This window comes from Candidatus Methanoperedens sp., from assembly GCA_027460535.1.
Classification (GTDB): domain Archaea; phylum Halobacteriota; class Methanosarcinia; order Methanosarcinales; family Methanoperedenaceae; genus Methanoperedens.
On record JAPZAR010000012.1, the window covers coordinates 14799 to 34720 of the forward strand.

27 protein-coding genes are annotated in these 19922 nt (G+C 44.3%); 15 read left to right on the forward strand and 12 right to left on the reverse strand.

Annotation, left to right across the window (positions count from 1 at the left end; genetic code table 11):
* Nucleotides 1-6 precede the first annotated feature (6 nt).
* From O8C65_06035 to O8C65_06100, 14 genes are all read left to right on the forward strand, one after another.
* Nucleotides 7-165 carry a hypothetical protein gene (locus O8C65_06035; GenBank protein MCZ7356474.1) on the forward strand — a complete coding sequence of 53 codons (159 nt, stop codon included), beginning with the start codon at nucleotides 7-9 and terminating at the stop codon, nucleotides 163-165.
* Nucleotides 166-286: 121 nt separating this feature from the next.
* The gene (locus tag O8C65_06040; protein ID MCZ7356475.1) at nucleotides 287-694 is read left to right on the forward strand and encodes a phosphate-starvation-inducible PsiE family protein; all 408 of its coding nucleotides are present in this window, start codon (nucleotides 287-289) and stop codon (nucleotides 692-694) included.
* Nucleotides 695-799: 105 nt separating this feature from the next.
* Complete coding sequence (locus O8C65_06045; protein ID MCZ7356476.1) at nucleotides 800-1690, forward strand: sugar phosphate isomerase/epimerase; 891 nt, start codon at nucleotides 800-802, stop codon at nucleotides 1688-1690.
* A 132-nt stretch (nucleotides 1691-1822) separates the two neighbouring features.
* On the forward strand, nucleotides 1823-2926 hold the full coding sequence (gene pstS / locus O8C65_06050) for a phosphate ABC transporter substrate-binding protein PstS (protein ID MCZ7356477.1): 1104 nt from the start codon (nucleotides 1823-1825) through the stop codon (nucleotides 2924-2926).
* On the forward strand, nucleotides 2927-3931 hold the full coding sequence (gene pstC, locus O8C65_06055) for a phosphate ABC transporter permease subunit PstC (protein ID MCZ7356478.1): 1005 nt from the start codon (nucleotides 2927-2929) through the stop codon (nucleotides 3929-3931).
* Nucleotides 3928-4764 carry a phosphate ABC transporter permease PstA gene (gene pstA, locus O8C65_06060; protein ID MCZ7356479.1) on the forward strand — a complete coding sequence of 279 codons (837 nt, stop codon included), beginning with the start codon at nucleotides 3928-3930 and terminating at the stop codon, nucleotides 4762-4764. The genes pstC and pstA overlap by 4 nt, the downstream gene beginning before the upstream one ends.
* Before the next feature lie 16 nt (nucleotides 4765-4780).
* Entirely contained in the window at nucleotides 4781-5539 is a 759-nt protein-coding gene (pstB, locus tag O8C65_06065) for a phosphate ABC transporter ATP-binding protein PstB (GenBank protein ID MCZ7356480.1), read from the forward strand.
* Nucleotide 5540: 1 nt separating this feature from the next.
* Nucleotides 5541-6194, forward strand: coding sequence for a phosphate signaling complex protein PhoU (phoU, locus tag O8C65_06070; GenBank protein MCZ7356481.1), 654 nt, complete (start codon nucleotides 5541-5543; stop codon nucleotides 6192-6194).
* 118 nt (nucleotides 6195-6312) lie between these two features.
* Nucleotides 6313-6942, forward strand: a complete 630-nt coding sequence (locus O8C65_06075) for a DUF47 family protein (GenBank protein ID MCZ7356482.1) — start codon at nucleotides 6313-6315, stop codon at nucleotides 6940-6942.
* A 48-nt stretch (nucleotides 6943-6990) separates the two neighbouring features.
* Nucleotides 6991-7956, forward strand: coding sequence for an inorganic phosphate transporter (locus O8C65_06080; GenBank protein MCZ7356483.1), 966 nt, complete (start codon nucleotides 6991-6993; stop codon nucleotides 7954-7956).
* Between the two features lie 45 nt (nucleotides 7957-8001).
* Nucleotides 8002-8295 carry a signal recognition particle protein Srp19 gene (locus tag O8C65_06085; protein MCZ7356484.1) on the forward strand — a complete coding sequence of 98 codons (294 nt, stop codon included), beginning with the start codon at nucleotides 8002-8004 and terminating at the stop codon, nucleotides 8293-8295.
* Entirely contained in the window at nucleotides 8292-8936 is a 645-nt protein-coding gene (locus O8C65_06090) for a histidinol phosphate phosphatase domain-containing protein (GenBank protein ID MCZ7356485.1), read from the forward strand. The genes O8C65_06085 and O8C65_06090 overlap by 4 nt, the downstream gene beginning before the upstream one ends.
* 65 nt (nucleotides 8937-9001) lie before the next feature.
* Nucleotides 9002-9247, forward strand: a complete 246-nt coding sequence (locus tag O8C65_06095; GenBank protein MCZ7356486.1) for a Gar1/Naf1 family protein — start codon at nucleotides 9002-9004, stop codon at nucleotides 9245-9247.
* Between the two features lie 19 nt (nucleotides 9248-9266).
* Nucleotides 9267-10298: a transcription initiation factor IIB gene (locus O8C65_06100; GenBank protein ID MCZ7356487.1), complete on the forward strand. Its 1032-nt coding sequence runs from the start codon at nucleotides 9267-9269 to the stop codon at nucleotides 10296-10298.
* A 244-nt stretch (nucleotides 10299-10542) separates the two neighbouring features.
* On the opposite strand, the gene O8C65_06105 is transcribed toward O8C65_06100, so the two are convergent.
* The 12 genes from O8C65_06105 to O8C65_06160 form a co-directional block, all read right to left on the reverse strand.
* Nucleotides 10543-11487 carry a Vms1/Ankzf1 family peptidyl-tRNA hydrolase gene (locus O8C65_06105; GenBank protein MCZ7356488.1) on the reverse strand — a complete coding sequence of 315 codons (945 nt, stop codon included), beginning with the start codon at nucleotides 11485-11487 and terminating at the stop codon, nucleotides 10543-10545.
* Complete coding sequence (locus O8C65_06110; GenBank protein MCZ7356489.1) at nucleotides 11456-11908, reverse strand: hypothetical protein; 453 nt, start codon at nucleotides 11906-11908, stop codon at nucleotides 11456-11458. The genes O8C65_06105 and O8C65_06110 overlap by 32 nt, the downstream gene beginning before the upstream one ends.
* Nucleotides 11905-12042, reverse strand: a complete 138-nt coding sequence (locus O8C65_06115; GenBank protein MCZ7356490.1) for a DNA-directed RNA polymerase subunit P — start codon at nucleotides 12040-12042, stop codon at nucleotides 11905-11907. Before O8C65_06115 ends, O8C65_06110 begins: the two co-directional genes overlap by 4 nt.
* 2 nt (nucleotides 12043-12044) lie before the next feature.
* Nucleotides 12045-12353, reverse strand: a complete 309-nt coding sequence (locus O8C65_06120) for a 50S ribosomal protein L37ae (protein MCZ7356491.1) — start codon at nucleotides 12351-12353, stop codon at nucleotides 12045-12047.
* Between the two features lie 2 nt (nucleotides 12354-12355).
* Nucleotides 12356-13141, reverse strand: coding sequence for an exosome complex protein Rrp42 (rrp42, locus tag O8C65_06125; GenBank protein MCZ7356492.1), 786 nt, complete (start codon nucleotides 13139-13141; stop codon nucleotides 12356-12358).
* Nucleotides 13128-13859 (reverse strand): exosome complex exonuclease Rrp41, encoded by a 732-nt coding sequence (gene rrp41 / locus O8C65_06130; GenBank protein MCZ7356493.1) that lies wholly within the window; start codon nucleotides 13857-13859, stop codon nucleotides 13128-13130. The genes rrp42 and rrp41 overlap by 14 nt, the downstream gene beginning before the upstream one ends.
* A 43-nt stretch (nucleotides 13860-13902) precedes the next feature.
* Nucleotides 13903-14712, reverse strand: a complete 810-nt coding sequence (gene rrp4 / locus O8C65_06135; protein MCZ7356494.1) for an exosome complex RNA-binding protein Rrp4 — start codon at nucleotides 14710-14712, stop codon at nucleotides 13903-13905.
* 5 nt (nucleotides 14713-14717) lie between these two features.
* On the reverse strand, nucleotides 14718-15413 hold the full coding sequence (locus O8C65_06140) for a ribosome assembly factor SBDS (GenBank protein MCZ7356495.1): 696 nt from the start codon (nucleotides 15411-15413) through the stop codon (nucleotides 14718-14720).
* A gap of 6 nt (nucleotides 15414-15419) precedes the next feature.
* A complete protein-coding gene (psmA, locus tag O8C65_06145; protein ID MCZ7356496.1) occupies nucleotides 15420-16193 on the reverse strand; it encodes an archaeal proteasome endopeptidase complex subunit alpha in 774 nt (257 codons plus the stop codon).
* 111 nt (nucleotides 16194-16304) lie between these two features.
* On the reverse strand, nucleotides 16305-16700 hold the full coding sequence (locus O8C65_06150) for a ribonuclease P (GenBank protein MCZ7356497.1): 396 nt from the start codon (nucleotides 16698-16700) through the stop codon (nucleotides 16305-16307).
* Nucleotides 16697-17365 carry a ribonuclease P protein component 3 gene (locus tag O8C65_06155; GenBank protein MCZ7356498.1) on the reverse strand — a complete coding sequence of 223 codons (669 nt, stop codon included), beginning with the start codon at nucleotides 17363-17365 and terminating at the stop codon, nucleotides 16697-16699. Before O8C65_06155 ends, O8C65_06150 begins: the two co-directional genes overlap by 4 nt.
* 402 nt (nucleotides 17366-17767) lie before the next feature.
* Nucleotides 17768-18118, reverse strand: coding sequence for a hypothetical protein (locus tag O8C65_06160; GenBank protein MCZ7356499.1), 351 nt, complete (start codon nucleotides 18116-18118; stop codon nucleotides 17768-17770).
* 596 nt (nucleotides 18119-18714) lie between these two features.
* Between O8C65_06160 and O8C65_06165 the strand changes: the two genes are divergently transcribed.
* On the forward strand, nucleotides 18715-19905 hold the full coding sequence (locus tag O8C65_06165; GenBank protein MCZ7356500.1) for a hypothetical protein: 1191 nt from the start codon (nucleotides 18715-18717) through the stop codon (nucleotides 19903-19905).
* Nucleotides 19906-19922 lie beyond the last annotated feature (17 nt).

A 19922-nucleotide genomic window follows, 5' to 3' on the forward strand; every position in this document is an offset into this window, starting at 1 on the left:
GAGACTATGAATACACTTGACATTCTGATATACATCTGCGAAAAAAGAGAGGAATTTGTAGTGAATGGATTGAATGCACAGGATGCATTAGCAAAAGCAACGCAGGCAATAGCTGAAGAATATCATATATGCTCTGCATCCATAACTAAACTGGTTACTCTATGATGAAACCGGATTGAATCTGCATTTATCCTCGACCTTATTGATCTTAAAAAATGAGCTTGAATAGGATTGAAATTTTTCTGATAATTCTTCTTTTCTTACTTGCTTTGATGATGGTATTTAAATGATTGACCATCCAAAATTTTTCAAAAAAATTACTGATTCCATTGTTACCATCGTCCTGTATATATTGCTGTTAACCCTTATCGCAGGGATGCTGCGGATTTTACTTGATATGCGCTCTGTGGCGATAGACTCGGTGGAGGGCGGTTTTAACAAAATAGTTACTAATGTTCTCACGCTTTTTATTGTAATTGAGTTCTTCAAAACCTTTGCAGACTATTCGAAACTCGAAAGAATCAAACTCACCGACATAACCGACGTCACGATTTTAATAGCTATGCGTGAGGTCACTGTCGGGCTTTACTCCAAATCATTTGGATATGAAACTATTTTCGCCCTCTCAGCGCTGCTGCTGGTGCTTGGAGTGATAAGGATGCTGGCTGTAAAGTACTCGCCAGAAAAGATTTGAGAGTGATTGCAGCTCTTTGATAGGAAATCTAATTATACTGATTTTCTTTAGAATATATAGATTATTGAGATAAAATATATTACATATAGCGTGAAGCTATAATATATGAATACAAAAATTGGCATAAACTCTCCTCAGATAAAAGATTTTGGAGGAGCAATAGATCCATGTGAAGTGGATATCATTGAACTTGGTCTTGATAGAATGGATTTTTTAGACGAACAAAAAGAGAAGGAACTATTGTCTAAAACTGCCTATCTTGCCTCATCTTTTGGCACTGAATTCACTATCCATGCCCCACACATTGACTCCAGGATTGAAAGATTAAAGATCGATTTTTCAACCAATAATGAAAAAATTTTTACTGTTATGGAGAAGGTCTTCATAATCGCCGCAGAAATAGGAGCAGAATATATAGTTGTTCATCCAGGCAGTCAGAATGGCGGAAGAAAATGTCTTAACTTGAATATTCTTAATTTAATACATATATGTGGTCTTGCCGAAGAATACGGCGTCATCCTCCTTTTGGAGAACCTGTTTGACAGGAACGGTGGAAATAAAGTTGGTGTGTTTCCTGGAGAAATTTTCCATATGATTGAAATGGTAGATTCGGAGCATTTAAAGATAAATCTGGATATCGGTCATGCGTTTATTGCCTCCAATGCTTATGGATTATCCCTGGAAGATTATTTTGAATTAGGTGGCTACATACATCAAATGCATCTTCATGATAACTTTGGCATTCTGGAGTCTGAAGAAGCAATGTTTGGAGACCGCCACCTTCCACTAGGGCTTGGAAAAATAAATTTCAGGGAAGTTTTCAAAAACATATTAAAGACAAATGCAAGAAATTTAATCTTGGAAATTAAGAACTCACCGAGAGAATATACCCTCACAAGCCTTACACAAATCAGAGAATTTTGCAGTTTAAGGTTTGGTTTAAAGCCCCCTGCAATTACGTATTCTATTGAACCTGCTATCGCATGCATTCAATAAGGCTTAGATTTTATATCTCCTCTAAACATCTCCCTGGAATCATAATTTACTGATTTTCTATAGCATCTATAGATTCTTGGGAGAAGCTATATATTATTTGATGCTAAAATTCCTGCTGGTGAAAAAAAGAAAATGAATCGATTAAAGATAATACTAATTTTGATTCTGGCAGGCGTGCTGGTAGCTGGGTGTGTAAGCACGCCGCCTGCCCAAGTACAGCCTACAGTACAAACAACGGCGCAGCCTCCGGCAACTATAACCTTAAATGGTGCGGGTGCAACATTTCCATACCCTCTGATATCCAAATGGAGTTCGGAACATAGCAAAATAAATCCAAATATCCAGATCAATTATCAGAGCGTGGGAAGCGGTGCGGGAATACAGCAGATAACTGCAAAAACGGTAGATTTTGGCGCAAGTGATGCGCCTCTCTCAGAGCAGGTATATAAAAATCTTACAGGCATCCTGCAAATACCCGAAACCATAGGTGCAGTGGTCGTAGCGTATAACCTGCCCGGCATACAGAAGGGAGTGAATTTGAGCGGCGATGTAATTGCTGACATTTTCCTTGGAAAAATCACAAAATGGAACGACCCGAGGATAGTCTCACTTAATCCTGATATTCAATTCCCGCCAAAAGACATTATCGTAGCACACAGGAGCGATGGAAGCGGCACGACTTTCGTATTCACGGATTATCTTTCAGCGGTAAGCCCTGACTGGAAATCACAGGTTGGAAAAGGTACATCAGTCAACTGGCCTGTCGGTCTTGGCGGGAAAGGCAACGAGGGCGTTGCAGGTATCTTGAGCCAGAACCCTTACGCTATAGGGTATGTCGAACTTATCTATGCCAAGGCTCAGAACAACATCTCCTATTCATATATCAAGAACAAGGCAGGGATATTCATTGAACCCACACTTGAGACAACGGCAAGCGCCGTTGCTGGAGCTGTGCCAACGCTGCCCGCAGGCGACGCAAGCTGGTCATCCGTAAGTGTTGTGAATGCCCCGGGAGACAATTCATACCCCATAAGCAGCTTTACCTATCTTCTTGTCTACAAAAACCAGGCAGAACTGACCAAGGGTAAAGCACTGGCTGAATTCCTCTGGTGGGCAGTACACGATGGACAGAGTTATTCCTCCGATCTCCAGTATGTGACGCTGCCAAAAGAAGTCGTAAGTCTGAATGAAAAAACCATAAAACTTATGAACTACAACGGACAACCGCTAATCTAGATGGATAGATCGAGATTGCCTTCTTTCCGTATCAGCCGGAGCAAACTCTCAGGCGATTTTATTTTTGAAGCTGTAGTCGGCTCATTTGCTCTGGGAATAATAATCCTTGCAATTTTATTGTTCAGGGAACTTTTTATAGAGTCTCAACTTTCAAGAGATGCTTTTGGCACGGGTTTTTTGACAGGTTCTGTATGGGATCCAGTGAAAGAGGTATTCGGCGCCCTGCCTTTTATCTTCGGGACTCTTGTTTCATCATTCCTTGCCCTGCTCATAGCTGTCCCATTTAGCCTCGGGATAGCGATATTTCTCTCAGAACTCGCTCCGGAAAAGCTGAGGACGCCCCTATCTTTCATCATAGAATTGCTTGCCGCCGTCCCAAGCGTCATTATCGGGCTCTGGGGCATATTCATTCTCGCCCCGTTCATCCACGACTATCTTGCGCCGCCTCTTTCAACATATCTTGGTTTTCTGCCGCTCTTCCAGGGACCAATGTACGGTCCGTCCATGCTTACCGGTGGCATGATACTTGCAATAATGATTATCCCGATAACCTCATCGGTGTCTAAGGAAGTCCTCATGACAGTGCCGACGCAACAGCGGGAAGCAGCCATCGCTCTCGGCGCTACAGGCTGGGAGACCACACGGATTGCGGTACTCCCCTATGCCAGATCTGGAATATTCGGGGCGGTAATTCTTGGATTTGGACGTGCTATCGGCGAAACAATGGCAGTAACCATGGTCATCGGGAACAGCCACCACATCAAGGCATCCCTTTTCGCGCCATCAGATACCATGGCATCGGTTATTGCAAACGAGTTAATGGAGGCACCGTCCAAGCTTTACGTCTCATCTCTTATTGAGATCGGGTTTTTGCTTCTGGTGATATCCGTCATAATCAACATAGCAGCCAGGATTTTGGTGTGGAAGTTTGATGAATCCAATGATATCCACCTTTTTAGACGGATTCGTCAAATGCTTAATGTGGAAGGAGGCGAGAGGGCATGAAATGGAATAAAAGAAAATTAATTGACCGAACTATGTCCTTCCTGACCGCCGCCTGCGTTGCTATCGCCATAATCCCACTGCTGAGCATCCTCTACACAGTAACCATCAATGGGATATCATCTATAAACCCGGATTTTCTTACACAGCTCCCCAAACCTGTGGGTGAAGCAGGAGGCGGGCTTGGGAACGCTATCCAGGGGACATTTATAGTCGTAGGGATTGCCTGCTTAATCGGGCTTCCCATAGGCATTCTTTCAGGGATATATCTTTCAGAATATGGGGCAAACAGGTTTGGACGTTTTGTAAGTTTCGTGGCTGATGTCCTCACCGGCACGCCCTCGATAGCTGCAGGGATGTTCGGTTATACCTTCATAGTCCTTTATTTTGGAAGCTTCTCTGCAATTGCAGGCGGGGTAGCTCTCTCTGTATTGATGATCCCCATTGTTACGAGAACTACCGAGGAGTCCCTCAAACTTGTGCCTGGATCAATTAAAGAAGCTTCCCTTGCCCTTGGGATACCGCGGTGGAAAACAACATTATATATTGTTTTGAGCACTGCCAGGAGCGGTATAATCACTGGAGCATTACTGGCAATCGCAAGAATATCTGGTGAGACCGCGCCTCTCCTTTTCACTTCATTTGGGAACATGTTCTGGGCTAGCGGAATAGACAAACCAATATCGACACTGCCGGTGCAGATTTACACATATGCAATAACACCCTTCCCTGACTGGCATGCCAAAGCCTGGGGAGGAGCCCTCATTCTGATCATTCTGATTCTTATTTTAAATATTGGTGTGAGGTTCATTATCAGAAGAAGATATTCAGTGTAAGAATAGGAGTATAAAAGTGCAGAATAAGATTACCGTTGAAGCCCTCAATGCATGGTTCGGAACAAAGCATGTTCTAAAAGATATTGATCTTGGTTTCCAGGAAAACAGGATAACCGCCATCATAGGCCCTTCCGGATGCGGAAAATCCACATTTATCCGATGCCTCAACCGGATGCATGAAGTTGTACCCAGGGCAAAAGTCTCAGGAAAAGTACTGGTTGATGGCAAGGATATCTATGAAAGCGATGTCGACCCTGTAGACATAAGAAGGCGCATAGGTATGGTATTCCAGAAGCCCAACCCTTTCCCTACGATGTCTATTAGTGATAATGTTGTGGCTGGATTGAAGCTCAGTGGAGTGAAAGATAAAAAGATCCTTGATAACATTGCCGAGGAGAGTCTAAAAAAAGCCGCACTATGGGACGAAGTGAAGAATGACCTCAATAAATCGGGTGTGAGTCTGTCAGGCGGTCAGCAGCAGCGTCTCTGCATCGCAAGAGCATTAGCTGTTGAGCCAGAGGTTATCCTGTTTGACGAACCCTGCTCAGCTTTAGACCCTATATCCACAAGCAAGATTGAAGATTTAATGATGGAACTGAAAGAAAAATATACCCTTATTATAGTAACGCATAATATGCAGCAGGCAGCAAGGGTAAGCGATTTTACAGCTTTCTTTCTTTATGGAGAGTTAATAGAGTTTGGAGAAACAAATCAGATATTTAAGAAGCCACAGGAAAAGAGTACCGAGGATTACATAGTCGGGAGGTTTGGATAATATGGTTCGCGAAGCGTATCACAGAGATCTTCATAAGTTAAGGGAGGAAGTAGTCAGCATGGGAAGCCTTGTAGGCAAGGCGATAGGAGATTCGGTTCTATCCCTCAAGAATCGGGATGTGGGAATGGCCCAGAAGGTCATTGATATGGATATTGAGATTGATGCCCTCGATCAGAGCATTGAGGAGGGCTGCATGCGACTGCTCGCACTCCAGCAGCCTATGGCGAGGGATTTGAGACTTATAATCTCGGTATTAAAGATGTCCATTGACCTTGAAAGGATGGGTGACCTTGCTTTAGAGATAGCGGTTATTACAAAGATTACAGCTAATGTGCCGCCAGTGAAGCCGCTCATAGACATACCGAGAATGGCAGAGACATGCCAGCAAATGTTGGCGAATACCATGACCGCTTTTGAAAATAAGGATGTGGAGCTTGCAAAGACTATTGCAAAGCGGGATGATGAAGTCGATATGCTCTTTGACCAGGTAAGAAGAGAGCTGATTTCCTATATGATCGAGGACCCAAAAAAGATAACCGGCGCCCAGCACCTAACCTTTGTGGCAAGGTATCTTGAGAGGATAGGTGACCACATAACGAATCTCTGTGAAAACGTGGTGTTCATGGTGACAGGCGAACGGGCGGAGTTGAATTGACATTCTCCCTTTGTCGCAAGAACCATACGTACTTATAATCCGTATGAATAACGAAGTCTTCATTATAAATGGAAAACGATTTTAGCTATAACTTAATTTAGGATAAGGAGATTGAAACATGGGACTTAAAGAATGGATCCTTCCTCAGGATAAACACTTTTTTAATATGCTTGAAAATGAATCACAGAACGTGCTTGATGGCTCGAATGCTTTCCTTGATATGCTAAAAAATTACGACAATATCAAACAAAAACAACAGGCGATAAAGGATATCGAACATCAGGGAGATGATTTTGTTCATGAGATATTTGAAGAGCTCAACAAGACGTTCATTACCCCCATCGACCACGAGGATATATCAGCGCTTGCCTCGGCGTTCGATGATGTTCTTGATTATATCGATGGCACCGCAGCACGCTGTGTTCTATACGAAATAACAAAGCCGGAAGAGAACATGATAAAGCTGGCTGAAGTACTTGTAAAGCAGACCACTGAATTAAATATCGCCCTTTCGGGATTACGGAACCTCAGGAACCCCAAGGAAATCGAAAAAAGGTGTATCGAAGTAAACCGCCTTGAAAATATTGCCGATGATATTTATAAAACCTCGGTCGCCCAGCTTTTCAAACGAAAGGATGCGATTGAAATAATGAAATTGAAAGAGGTGTATGAGCGCCTTGAGTTTGCAACAGACAAATGCGAGGATGCTGCAAACGTTATCAGCGACATTGTTGTAAAAAATAGTTAAGAGGCGATCGTTCTGGAAATTTTCGTCATCTTTACTATTATCATTGCCTTGGTTTTTGATTTCATCAATGGATTCCACGATTCGGCCAATGCCATTGCCACAGTAGTGGCAACAAAGGTACTTTCCCCCATAAAAGCTGTTACCATGGCTGCCATTTTCAATCTTGCTGGCCCGCTTGTTTTTGGCACGGCCATCGCAACAACTATGGGAAAGGGCATAATTGACAGCCATGTCATAACTGTAAACCTTATTTTTGCAGCTATTATGGGTGCTATAATCTGGGATCTAATCACCTGGTACCTGGCTCTTCCCACATCAAGCAGCCATGCCCTGGTTGGAGGCCTTGTAGGAGCAGGGATAGCTGCTGCCGGGACAGGTTCCGTCAATGCTAAAGGTGTCGAAACGATTGTGCTTTTCATGGTAATTTCCCCCATTATCGGCCTCGTCATAGGGTTTTTCTTTGCTCTTTTAATAATGAGAGGCTTCAGGAAATCCCATCCTTCCACCATTAACCACTATTTCCGGAGGCTTCAGCTTTTTTCTTCGGCGTTTTATTCTCTGACGCACGGGACTAATGATGCACAAAAGACGATGGGGATTATCGCAATCCTTCTTGTTTCATCGAGCATATCGACACCTATGAGCACCAGCGGACTTCCTATTCCGTTGTGGGTGATCGTTTCATGCGCGGGAGCAATCGGTCTGGGCACTTTCTTTGGCGGGTGGCGTATTGTGAAAACAATGGCGCAGAGAGTTACGCGCTTGCGCCCTTATCAGGGATTTAGCGCTGAAACCTCAAGCGGTCTTGTGCTTGCAAGCATGGCGGCTCTGGGAATTCCTGTGAGCACCACTCACGTGATCTCCTCATCAATAATGGGGGTGGGAGCAACAGATAAGCTTTCTGCCGTGAGGTGGGGTATTGCGCGGAAGATTGTTGGTGCCTGGATCCTTACGATACCTGTTGCAGCTCTGATTTCGGCCTCAGTTTATTTAATTATGTCATCTCTACTCTGATTTCTCAGAAAAGTATTAGAGTTTTAAAAAGCTAACAGGTGCATAATGTTGAAGGACAAAACCAAGCTTGTCATATGGCCAGTTTATCTCGACGCCACCAAATCAAGGGCTGAAGGCAGGATCCTTTCCATGAAGGATTCGGTGAAATCACCCGTTTTGAAGGAGATAGAGAAAGCAGCCGTTGAGTTGAACCTTACTCCCATAGTGGAACCTGAAAAAGCTCATCCCAAATCATGGTGGGCCACAAGCGGCAGGGTGCTTGTAGATAAGAAAGGTCCGAAATCCATACTAGCAAAGCAGATAGCACAGAAAATAAATAAAAGCCGGGGACAAAAATGATAGACCTTCATACACATTCCTCTTTCAGCGACGGCGAGCTTATACCGAGTGAACTCGTGCGGCGTGCCGTTGTGAAAGGGTACAAGGCGATCGCAATAACCGATCATGCCGATTTCACAAATATCGAGCATGTTCTTTCTTGCATTAAGACGGTAAAATTCCTCGAAGACGATTATGATATCCAGATTTTTGTAGGGGTGGAATTGACCCACGTTCCACCGGCAAAGATGCCAAGGCTTGTGGAAAAGGCAAGGTACCTTGGGGCAGAAATTATCGTGGTGCACGGTGAGACCATTGTTGAGCCAGTATCCCCAGGCACTAACCATATGGCAGTGTCGCTGGATATCAACATATTAGCTCATCCGGGTTTAATCACAGTAGAAGATGCAGAACTTGCCAGGGAGAACGATATAACTCTCGAAATAACCTCGCGTAACGGTCACAACCGAACCAATGGCCATGTGGTCAGGATGGGAAAAGAAACCGGAGCGAACCTTACCGTAAATACGGATACACATGCCCCGGAAGATCTGATCACTGATGAAACCGCATTCAATATCGCAATGGGAGCAGGTCTTGATCAAAAGGGCGCAAGGGCTGCAACAATCTCACAACCTTTAAATATCATAAAATCCCTTTAATAAATGAATTGCGAAACCTATAAATATTAGATGACCTCTATAGGTCACTTCCGTAGAGGCGAATATTGAAAAGATTGGGAACTGTTCTTCATATTATTGATGATCTGTTGATAGTTCGTTCTGATAAGACCACTGAAAAAGGTGCTCCATTTCAGGACTCTACAGTGATTACAAAAAAGATGAGGAGGATCGGAAAAATAAAAGAACTTTTCGGTCCGGTAAATAACCCCTACTTTTCTGTCAGGATATTCAAAAATGTGCCAGAGTCCGAAATCAGACAGTTGAAAAATGAAAGAGTCTACTTGCAGTAGTTCTGAACAAGGTGAATAAATGAGAGAAGTTGAGAAGATCAAAGAAGTTGAAAAAGTTAAGGAAGTCGAGAAATCTGAACGCGAAAAAATCAAGGAAAGTATAAAGGAGCGGAAAGAAAAACAGAAGCTCGGCCAGTTCGAGAAAGCAACAGTGGAGTGCCCGGAGTGCGGAAGTCATACCCTTGTGCATGATTATGAACGTGCAGAACTTGTCTGCAACGAATGCGGTCTTGTTGTTGACGCCGACTTTATAGACCAGGGACCAGAATGGAGGGCTTTTGACCATGACCAGAGGATGAAGCGCTCACGTGTAGGCGCACCCATGACCTATACTATCCATGATAAAGGCCTGTCCACCATGATAGACTGGAGGAACAGGGACTCATACGGCAAATCCATCTCATCAAAGAGCAGAGCGCAGCTATACAGGCTCAGGAAATGGCAGCGCCGCATCCGTGTTAGCAATGCCACGGAGCGAAACCTGGCGTTTGCGCTGTCAGAACTTGACAGGATGGCATCGGCGCTCGGGTTATCCAGGAACGTGAGGGAGACCGCAGCAGTGGTGTACAGGAAGGCTGTGGAGAAGAACCTGATAAGAGGACGGAGCATCGAGGGCGTGGCAGCAGCAGCACTATATGCGGCATGCAGGCAGTGCAATGTTCCAAGGACGCTTGACGAGATAGGTGAAGTCTCAAGAGTGAGCAGAAAGGAGATCGGGAGAACATACAGGTTCATCTCAAGGGAACTCGGTCTGAAATTGATCCCCACCTCACCCATCGATTATGTCCCACGGTTCTGCTCAGGGTTGAACCTGCGCGGCGAGGTGCAGTCCAAGGCTGTGGAAATTCTCAGGCAGGCTTCCGAGAAAGAACTCACGAGCGGACGTGGCCCAACGGGTGTTGCCGCAGCTGCGATATACATCGCTTCCATATTGTGCGGTGACAGGCGAACGCAGCGAGAGGTCGCCGAGGTCGCAGGCATCACCGAGGTAACGATCCGTAACAGATACAAGGAATTGGCAGAAGAGCTGGATATCGAAATAATACTTTAAGGATGTAAGGATTCAGTCATCGAGGACCAGATCGAAAGAGACCTGAAAAAATCCCGCCTGCAGGGCATGATTGAAGAGGTACAACACCAGATCGAGCGAGCGAAAGATGATGTCCAGCGCGCCCGGTTTCAGAACAGGGCTGAAAAGCTGAGAGGGGAGTTGAATCTCCTCTCGGATTGATTTTTTTCAATTGAAAATATATTGTTATTCAACAGCAAAACTTTTTTAAAATACAGCGGCAGTACTAAATCCCATACATCCTTACCGACATCGCATCTCTCAGCACCTGCTGTGGGTTCAAACCCTGCGCATCCATGCTTTTCATTATCAAAGGATAATTATACCCTTCCATAATCATCTTTATCAACTTCCCCTCTCCCCCCGCGATGACATACTGTATATCCTTATGTTTCTCGATCATCAGACCGAGCGATGCCCTTACCTTGTCGGAATGGTGCTTCACATCCTCTTCAATAAGACTCTGGAAACGCTTCTGGCTCCAGCCGCCCTTTGAGTGTTTCCCCATCACGCTGCTCCTTACGACGTCATGCTCCACGAAAGCATCATTTTCGATTATGCCTGCGAATGTCTCGCCCGCATGAGCATTTATGACTAGGGTTTTATCGCTGTCCATGCTTTTTTTCAATGATTCGAGGTTGAATCTCCGCTCAAGCGCGTATTCAGAATGAGATATCGGGAATACCGGGATCATTGCCAATCTTATAATCCCGCCGATATCGTAAAAGATTGCTTTTCCCACAGATGACTGAATTTTTTCAATAAGAAAAATCGCATTAATGCCGATCTGATTAATCCTGTCTTTTGCCACGTTTCCAAGAGATTCGCCCGGTTCAAGATAGATACTTACCAGTGTGGAAGTTTTTGACTGCACAGATTCGACCAAAAAAAGAACATCCTCAAACCTGCTTCGAGGCAGATTTTCTGAAAAACGGAACTTCAAATCACCTGCTGTCTCCATATTCAATTTCTGTATCTCACTCTCAAGCGACAAGATTTTCTGTCTTGATTCATTCAATTCCCTGTCTACTTCCTGCTTGGTCGATATTGTTCTCCTTGTTTTTTCTTCCCTCTTTCCAAGCTGGAGCGAGAGTTTGCTGTTCTCCTCTTCAAGCTGTGCTACTCTGGCTTTCAGGTTATTAATCTCTTCTTTCCTGAACAGATCGAACAATCCCCTCGCCTCTGATTCCTATTATTTTCAATCTAATGACAGGTTCATCCTTATCGACAAATTCAATTTTGTCATTGACACGGATAATCCTTTCCGAGCATCCTCCCAATTTAAAACCTGTCGCCCTGCTCAGCGCAGCGGCTAAAGGAAGGTTTCCCTGAATAGCCGGCTCCTGTCCCGGATTGACCTCTCTATCCAGGGAAACATTCGCGCGGATGGAAAGAAGAGGCTCTCTATTATTGAAAAAAATAAAACTTCCCGGGTTCCCTTTATATTCACCGACCATCAAAAAAGGTTCAGCTCCAAGTTCTTGCAGGCTGGTTTTACCGCGGGGAACATAATCACAGCCCGTGAACCTGCTCAGATGCTTGCAGAATGTCCGGATCTTTGAAGAAGGTTTTCGGGCCGTGGTAATGATCATTCAGCCTTAACGCGCTTTACGAGCACGGGCCTTTCCTTTACAAGGATGCGGTGACCGCAGTAAGGACAGCGGATGCCGCTATACTGATAATCGATCTCAACTGCCCTTTTACAGCGTGTGCATTTGTATACCATGCTTACTTTTCCTGCGCTGGAGATCCACTTGCCGCAGGGATCTTCTCTCCCGCCACGGCCCTAAGTACTGTGAGATGCGCAGAGGTCTGCGGTACATACGCGCCGCCGGTGAATGTTACCTTGCATTTTCTGCACTGCCAGATACCGGTTGCCGTTCTTTTTAATTTTACCGCGCCGCATTTTGAACATGCATAGTCGGCATGCATCTTCTCTTCAATATCGGCCACAAGTTTTCTGTTCTTGACACCATATCTGGTGCCGAATCTCCCGGCAGACCTTGTTTTTCTTCCTTTCGCTTTGATTTCAACCATGATTATATCACCAGGAATTTCTCTCTGATTTCTTTTGCCTTCTCAATTGCAATATCCACTATATAATTTATCTGTTCGGTGGTAAGGGGATGGACGCCGCTCTTCTGCATGGCAGATATGGCCCCGTCCTGGTTGGATGTAACGGTCAGCTTGGTGCCTGCTATGCTCTCCTCATCCAGGGATGGGTCAAGCATTATCGCCCCTCCGATCTCAACAGCGGTCACGGAAACAGGTACTTCCCTCATGGGGACATCCGTATCTTCACCGAGATCAAAACGCTTGTTGGGCAGCTTTGCAGTTAAGAGTGCCGCCACAGAGCCGAGGGATGCGGCATCCATGATATTTCCACCGTCATCCAGTACATGGACATCGATGAATACCATCCACACTTTTTCTCCCGGTGTAATGCACAGCTTGGAAAGATCAATAGACTGGGACTCCCTTATTCCCCTGTCCACCACCCTTGCAAGTTCGATAGCATCCTCTCTCGGGGGCCCCGCTTCAAATACGGGTGATGCAAGCGGGATTAGCTCAAGATTGGTAATGATGACTCCCTGATCTGGCGTGTCGGGAAATGGCGTACCAGTCTGTATCTTTACACCCACAACCAGTTGAGTGTCCCCTATCTTCACGCGCGCAGAACCCTCGGCCTTGTCGATGACCCTTGTATCTATGGTTATTTCCCTGTACTGATCAAATGCCCGTCCGTCCTCCCGCTCGCCTTTGATCATGAGATTGTAGATATAATCCTTGCGGAGTTCTGCCATTATCTCATTACTCATTGACATCACCTTCTATCTGCGAGGAGTATTTTTCCATAAGGGCATTTTTCTGCATTTCGTGGATCTCAAGGCACCCTTTTTTTGCCATTTCAAGGGCTTCTCTGAATTCATCCCTGGTAAGATGACCGTCCATTTGCAGCAAGGTGATATTCCCATCAGGTGTCATCGCAACAGGCATGTCACACTGCCCGTAGTTATCTTCATCCTTGAACAGGTCAAGGACCAGGGTATCATCCACTTTTCCCACAGCACACGCCGAGACAAGGCTTTTCATAGGAATACCTGCATCAGCCAGGGCTATGGAGGCAGCATTGATGCCCGCAGTCCTCGTGCCCGCATCTGCCTGGAGCACCTCTACAAAAATGTCAATGGCAGAGCGCGGGAAATATTCCTCGAAGATCACGGGTTCAAGAGCCTCCCGGCTTACCTTGGAGACTTCGATACTTCTCCTGTCAGGTCCGGGACGCTTTCGCTCCTCGACCGAGAACGATGCCATATTATACCTGTACCTAACAACTGCGCTTGTTGATTTCTGCATGTGTCGCGGATGTACTTCCCTTGGGCCGTAAACTGCGGCGATCACTTTATTCTTGCCGAATTCAAAATAGCATGAGCCATCTGCTCTGTTCAAAATACCCACCTTGATTTTTATGGGCCTTAACTCATCTGGTTTTCTGCCGTCAAGGCGAATACCGTTTTCAATCAACTTTTCCGGTTTACTCATAAATTTCCTCTTCTCTTTCTTCCTCTTTCGTTATAAAAAAAATCTATTTCTCATCACTGAGGAGCTCATCCAGAATACCTCCGGACTTTTCCTCTTCAGTTTTTTCTTCCTTTTCCGCCTGAGATTCTTTCTCTCCCTCAGTTTCTATATTCAATGTGGCTTCTTCCTTCTTCCCAGGTTCTATTTCCTTAACTGTTTGTCCTTTTTCCTCTTTTAAAAACCTGGTAATCCTGTCCGTAAGACCAGAAATATGCGTCTCCCTTTCGATCTTGAATATGGCTTTCACTGCCAGGTCCATATCCTTGTCTTTGCCTGTTATCCATATCCTGCCATTCTGCCCGATAAAGATATTGCAGTTAGTTTCATTTTTGAGCATCGCTATCATGGAGCCGCTGCGGCCTATAAATCTGGGCACTTTGGAAGGCGTCACTTCTATTATTCGACCTTCTTTTATCTGCCTCAATCTCTGGTCGTTCAGGGTCAACTCAACTTTCATACTGGCGTCGACATCCTTCACGAAGGTCATTATAGAATCACCCACCTTGAGATATTTGGACATGTCCGTGCTCTCGATCCGTCTTGGAAATTCTGATATGTGCAGAAGCCCCTCATATGGCGACCGGATATTGACTATCCAGTTTGAAAAAGCTACTTCATTCACAGTGCCGATTATCATGTCCCCCGGCTTTGGTATATATTTGCCGGAAAGCGGGACGACCCGTATGTGATTCTTAAAAGATGCTATACCGAAGACCGATGAGTATACCTTGTCATTTTCAACATAGGTACCTTCGTCCGCTATCTTTACATCATCTGATAGATAATCACCCGGAATTACTAATTTTTTATCCATTTCAATCACTTTATCAATTTTGTTTCCGCAGAGCCTTTGGTAAGATGGTTTAAAAGCTTGTACAGGTCATCCTGCATCCCGGCGGGTATGGTAATGACTCCTATCCATGAACCATCGTTCTGCCATTCCTGCTTTATCAGGTTTCCGAACTTCGCGATGTTCCCGTAAGCCTTTACAGCATATTCCGGGCTTATCTTCATCGCCACTTTCACTTCTTCAAAACGTATCGGGATTATCGGCCGTATCGCTTTCATTGTGACATTCACAAGTTCATCCACGCTCTTCATGGGATCGATATGAACGCCAGCCTCTTCCATAGCGGCTTCTATCCGCGCAGGGGGATGCGGGGATTTTGTCTGGGGATTTATTGCATTCTGGGCAATGACAGTTATTACCTGCCTCTTTTTATCCTCTTGTATCTTCTTTCTCTGCTCTGTTGTTAGTTGAAGCTCGCCATCAAGAATGATTTTTTCTGCGATCTTAAGAACGTCCTTTGTCCCGAAAGCATTCAGGATATCCTGCTCAGCAGGTCTATCCCCTGTTTTTGCGTCTGAGAATACATCCTCCACTGCAAGTATGTCCTCAATTTTTACCTGGTCCCCCTTTTTTAAGGCAAGCGATCCGTCCGGGTCAACAAAAACTTCAAATGTCTTGCCGTGCGTCTTGAGCCGCGCTATTATGGACTCATCAAGGGCAACCATATTAACTCACTCTTCTGTTTTCTTTTTCTTTTCTTTTCCTTTCTCCTCTGAAGCGTGCGTCTTTATAACCTGGTTAACATATTTTTCTACTTCGGATGGTAGAAGTTTCCTGAACTTCCTGGTCGAGAGTTCGATCACACCGATCTCGATAGTCGCAGCGTTAAAAACTCCTTCCGTGGTGCTGTGGAGTGCATCAAGTCCGAGAATTATAGCATTCTCAAGGTTAATGTCATCTGTATATTTCTTTTCAAAGATCTCCATTGTCTCTGCTCTTCCCGAGCCTATGCCTGTGGCCTTGTATTCAAGCAAAGCGCCGCTTGGGTCTGTCTCAAAAAGGCGCGCCCTGTTGTCGTCAACGCCTGCGATAAGGAGCGCAGTCCCGAAGGGTCTGACGCCGCCATACTGGGTATATGATTGCTTGAAGTCGCAGATTTTTTTGGCCAGCACCTCAACGCCTATAGGCTCATCGTAAGTGACCTTATTGATCTGTGCCTCCACGCGCGCGCGGTCAATAAGCATCCTTGCATCTGCCACCAACCCCGAGGTGGCTGCTCCAATATGATCATCTATCTGGAATATCTTCTCAATTGAGGCGGCTTCAAGGAGTTTACTTGTAACCCTCTTATCCACCAATAGAGCTACTCCATCCACTGCTTTTACTCCTACAGCAGTTGTCCCCCGTTTAACTGCCTCACGTGCATATTCTACCTGAAACAACCTTCCATCAGGGCTGAATACTGTTATTGCCCTGTCGTATCCCATCTGTGGTGCCATTTGCATTATATCATCTCCAAGATTTCAAAAACGTAATTCCTGTTGGGTTCGAAATATTTTGTTTCACATCAAGAGGATTTTCCGGGAATATATCCATTTCGTTTCAATGCGAAACAATTATTTTCCGGCTACAGGAATTGAGTGTTCTTGTCTGTCTTTATCTGGTTCTAACTCTTTAATGAGACGCTGTTGTATAAACTTTTCCATGGCTCCTTTAATGGTGCCTGATATTCCCAGCACCAGGATTGAAATGCGAAATCCCCGGACTTTATTTATGCAGGCAAGAGCTGCCCTTGTTTTTTCGGTATTCTCCTTTGAGCAGCGAATGATTCCATATATTCCACCGAATGACATGAGCCCGAAATTGATCTCACTGCATCCCGCATCACCGAACAATGAGCGCATCGAGTTTGAAATTTCTCCCACCAGTTCCTGCCTTGTTATTTCTTGTTCGGATGCGACCTCAAAGGCCAGATACCGTTTCTTGTCCCGAAGGACAGGCAGTGTCTTCATATCAGTTCAACACCAGCCTGTATATAATCCAGGCTTTTTCTTTTCAGGATTTCAAGAGGCGTTGCACTCATGGCATTGACCGCTTCATCTGGTGTCATCCCGAAAATACCTGCCAGAGCGCTCATTTCTCTTGGCGACCGGAGGTCATAATGAGAATATGCATCGCTTGCAAGGATCATTTTCATGTCATATTTTCGGGCATGCTTCAGGTTGTTTCTCATTATTGTAAATTCCCTGGTGCGTGTCTCTCCCCGTGTTCTGATAATTGAACCGATATTGAAACCGAGAGCAATAGAGTTATCGGCGGCTGTTTTTGCAAGGACATTGTTGAATCTGGCAGGCTGAAGAAGTATATCGAGCTCATCAGTCTCCACAGCAGCCCGGTTGAACTCTTCGTCTCCGTTTCTGGCGATCAGTATCCTGCCTTCTTTACATTTTCTTATTTCATCCCTCAGTTTTGAAGGTTTGCATGAGATCTCCGCAGCAGAATAAATTGAAAAATCATCTTGTTCAGGGACTGTTTCAAGGTTCACCGTGGAATTGGTAATGGCAATTCCAGAATATCCAAGCCTCCTGGCTTCAAAAGCAAGTCCTGTAATCGAGTCTCTGCTGTCGGGAACAGGATGAAGATTAAAATCATAGAATCTGGCATCGAAAAGGGACATTGGCTGGTTTAATAATTCTTTCCTGTAATATACTTATGCAAAGAAATTTTATAAAACTGATAATTATTTTTAATGAGTAACGGGCTCCCGATTGGAATCGGGAGAATCAGCGCGTGTGCATCCACACACACCAACACAACATCACTGATTTCCGATAAGCGATTAATGCCTTGCGATATCTCAACTATGAGATTATGCTCAATATTTAAATGTTTTTTGATTAGTCTGTCTATTCCCTAAAAAAATTCTTTTCTATCTCTATCAAAGCATTTTCGAATTTAGGACTATGCAGGGGTTAGCAGATATTAGATTTGAGCAATTTGAAGGGAATAAAACTCTGGAATATGGACTCAAATGCTTTCGGATTTCAATTCTAAATATGTCACTGGTATGAGTACAAGATTAAGCGCTATCTTCTTGCGCCGCCTCAGCGGCTGCATGAGGTTTTACGGATGTGGGTACAATATTACCCTGGGTTTCGCTCAGCATTTCTTCTATCATTTCATCTGTACTTAACAGGAATCGTACTCTCTCCAGGTCTATCTCCCCCAGGCTCTTCCATAAAGTAGCCTTACGGCACTGAATACAGAACTTGGTGGCACTCTCCAGGTCTATCTTCCCAAAGCTCTTCCATGAAGGCCAGTCATGGACAAGTTTTTCCTCGGGGAAAAACTTCATGAAGCTAGGTACTGCTCCCAAAGTCTTCTCGATATCTTTAAGCGTATCTTCATACGCTAACATTTCTTTTGTCATCTAATCACCCCTTTTATTTAAATTCATGATAGAGATTATGTATATATATGGTGATAATTATCAGGTTAAATAGTTTTCGATAACAAAGCTGATAATATATATGATAACATTTTTGTGATTTTTGGAAGTCTGACATCCATATCATGCATCATATTGAAAGATCACGATCATATTGAAATGAAAAACGAATATGCTATTAATTTAATTCCTGGAAGCAGAATAAATCTTATCAGGAATCTGGGCTTCGTGGTTCAAATTCAGCCGATATGAGATTCTATCCGTCCAATATGATACCCACGGACGTCGACAGAAGCAACATCCGACGCTCCAGATGCAACAAATACCGAAATAATTCGATCGGGACCGCCAGATGTCATGCCGGGGAAGAACAGAATTCCAGGATACGAATTTGTTATGGCATTAACAGCTTTTTCAACAATATATATTTTTAAGGCGATGTTTATTAAAAAAATCGAAAAGTTAGTGATAATAATTCCCAACTTTTTATCAGATCTTATGCACATAACTATAAATAGAAATATTTTATTAAGTTAAGTCTAACTTGTCTTTTTATAGACAAATTTATGGTGGTTAATATGGAAAGCAATCAGTTTGATATAAAAAGTCTCCGAGGCTACGGAATACATGGCGCACTTGGGCTGTTGATGGGAATTGGGGTGGGTTATATAATCTTTTACACAATACCATCCTTAACGGCGGCTTATCTCTTTATGGTACTGGGAGTTGTATTTGCAATTTTGGTAATTTATGGCCTCTATGGCCTCTATGTAGGGTTCATTTTCGGGGGACAAAAAAAATCATCGAGGATATCAATGACATGTGCCGTAGCGGGGGCTTTTGGAGCACTTGTCACTGGCGTTCTTTTAGCAGGGGAGTTTATTAAAATGAGCGGTCTTCTTGATCCGTTATTTATTACACTGGTTTTTGCAGGTCCCATCTTAGGTTTTCCAAAGATCAAGAACATGGTTTTAATGACAATTTCAAGTTCTTTAGGCGCAGCATTGGGTTATGGAATATATGTTTTAGGTCAAAACATAACCGTTTATCTTAATTCGGTTTGGACGCAAGGTGCTTTACTAGCGTTTTTCATAGCGATTCTTTTTCCATTGCTTGCAATAGGGATAGCCGGTGCTTCAATAGCTATCGGAATGTATTTTATGGAGAGAACATCCTATACTCCAAGGGAAATTCCACGGTTCTTAAAGATAGCCAGGGGTGCAGGAATAGTCCTGACGTTCATTATACTGTTTATTTCCGCATTAATGTTTATAAGTGCGGTAAAATATGCAACTACCGATGTTTCGATTGATGTTTCTTCAGGCGATGGAAGGATAACAGTGTTTGTTCCGGTTCTGCTTGAGAGTGGGAGTGTAATGGAAATGTACGGAAATCCAGAGATTTCGGGTAATGCAACAACAGAAGTAATTGATACAAACCATGGTAAAGCTTTCAAAATAAGCGGGTCAGGTTCAACCAGAATAAATATGAACCAGACTGGAGGATCGCTGGCAACAAATCCGGAGGCTAATGAAAAGTTTGTAAACGGGTTCACACTAAGCACGAGCAATGCTACAGGGTACGGAGGAATCAGCGTTCCCGTGGATGCCTGGGTATATTCGGAGGAAGATGGCACGATGTTCAGCCTTTCCATTAATCGGGATAACGGCTGGGGAAGAGATGTGCGTATAAGCACGGAGCGGGAGGAGAAGCTGACCCGGGGATGGCAGGTTATCAGGCTTTCTGTTGGGAGTATGTGGTATGACTGAGCATAATAAAGTCTTCT

What these genes read in the sequence shown, in the direction of transcription:
- pstC (MCZ7356478.1), top strand. Translation starts at nt 2,927, where the DNA reads ATGGATAGATCGAGATTGCCTTCTTTCCGTATCAGCCGGAGCAAACTC.
- rrp42 (MCZ7356492.1), bottom strand. Translation starts at nt 13,141, where the DNA reads ATGTCAATGAGTAATGAGATAATGGCAGAACTCCGCAAGGATTATATC.
- O8C65_06075 (MCZ7356482.1), top strand. Translation starts at nt 6,313, where the DNA reads ATGGGACTTAAAGAATGGATCCTTCCTCAGGATAAACACTTTTTTAAT.
- O8C65_06100 (MCZ7356487.1), top strand. Translation starts at nt 9,267, where the DNA reads ATGAGAGAAGTTGAGAAGATCAAAGAAGTTGAAAAAGTTAAGGAAGTC.
- rrp41 (MCZ7356493.1), bottom strand. Translation starts at nt 13,859, where the DNA reads ATGAGTAAACCGGAAAAGTTGATTGAAAACGGTATTCGCCTTGACGGC.
- O8C65_06045 (MCZ7356476.1), top strand. Translation starts at nt 800, where the DNA reads ATGAATACAAAAATTGGCATAAACTCTCCTCAGATAAAAGATTTTGGA.
- O8C65_06035 (MCZ7356474.1), top strand. Translation starts at nt 7, where the DNA reads ATGAATACACTTGACATTCTGATATACATCTGCGAAAAAAGAGAGGAA.
- phoU (MCZ7356481.1), top strand. Translation starts at nt 5,541, where the DNA reads ATGGTTCGCGAAGCGTATCACAGAGATCTTCATAAGTTAAGGGAGGAA.
- O8C65_06040 (MCZ7356475.1), top strand. Translation starts at nt 287, where the DNA reads ATGATTGACCATCCAAAATTTTTCAAAAAAATTACTGATTCCATTGTT.
- O8C65_06085 (MCZ7356484.1), top strand. Translation starts at nt 8,002, where the DNA reads ATGTTGAAGGACAAAACCAAGCTTGTCATATGGCCAGTTTATCTCGAC.
- pstA (MCZ7356479.1), top strand. Translation starts at nt 3,928, where the DNA reads ATGAAATGGAATAAAAGAAAATTAATTGACCGAACTATGTCCTTCCTG.
- pstS (MCZ7356477.1), top strand. Translation starts at nt 1,823, where the DNA reads ATGAATCGATTAAAGATAATACTAATTTTGATTCTGGCAGGCGTGCTG.
- O8C65_06155 (MCZ7356498.1), bottom strand. Translation starts at nt 17,365, where the DNA reads ATGTCCCTTTTCGATGCCAGATTCTATGATTTTAATCTTCATCCTGTT.
- O8C65_06120 (MCZ7356491.1), bottom strand. Translation starts at nt 12,353, where the DNA reads ATGGTTGAAATCAAAGCGAAAGGAAGAAAAACAAGGTCTGCCGGGAGA.
- O8C65_06110 (MCZ7356489.1), bottom strand. Translation starts at nt 11,908, where the DNA reads ATGATCATTACCACGGCCCGAAAACCTTCTTCAAAGATCCGGACATTC.
- O8C65_06140 (MCZ7356495.1), bottom strand. Translation starts at nt 15,413, where the DNA reads ATGGTTGCCCTTGATGAGTCCATAATAGCGCGGCTCAAGACGCACGGC.
- O8C65_06115 (MCZ7356490.1), bottom strand. Translation starts at nt 12,042, where the DNA reads ATGGTATACAAATGCACACGCTGTAAAAGGGCAGTTGAGATCGATTAT.
- O8C65_06150 (MCZ7356497.1), bottom strand. Translation starts at nt 16,700, where the DNA reads ATGAAGACACTGCCTGTCCTTCGGGACAAGAAACGGTATCTGGCCTTT.
- O8C65_06160 (MCZ7356499.1), bottom strand. Translation starts at nt 18,118, where the DNA reads ATGACAAAAGAAATGTTAGCGTATGAAGATACGCTTAAAGATATCGAG.
- O8C65_06165 (MCZ7356500.1), top strand. Translation starts at nt 18,715, where the DNA reads ATGGAAAGCAATCAGTTTGATATAAAAAGTCTCCGAGGCTACGGAATA.
- O8C65_06090 (MCZ7356485.1), top strand. Translation starts at nt 8,292, where the DNA reads ATGATAGACCTTCATACACATTCCTCTTTCAGCGACGGCGAGCTTATA.
- rrp4 (MCZ7356494.1), bottom strand. Translation starts at nt 14,712, where the DNA reads ATGGATAAAAAATTAGTAATTCCGGGTGATTATCTATCAGATGATGTA.
- psmA (MCZ7356496.1), bottom strand. Translation starts at nt 16,193, where the DNA reads ATGCAAATGGCACCACAGATGGGATACGACAGGGCAATAACAGTATTC.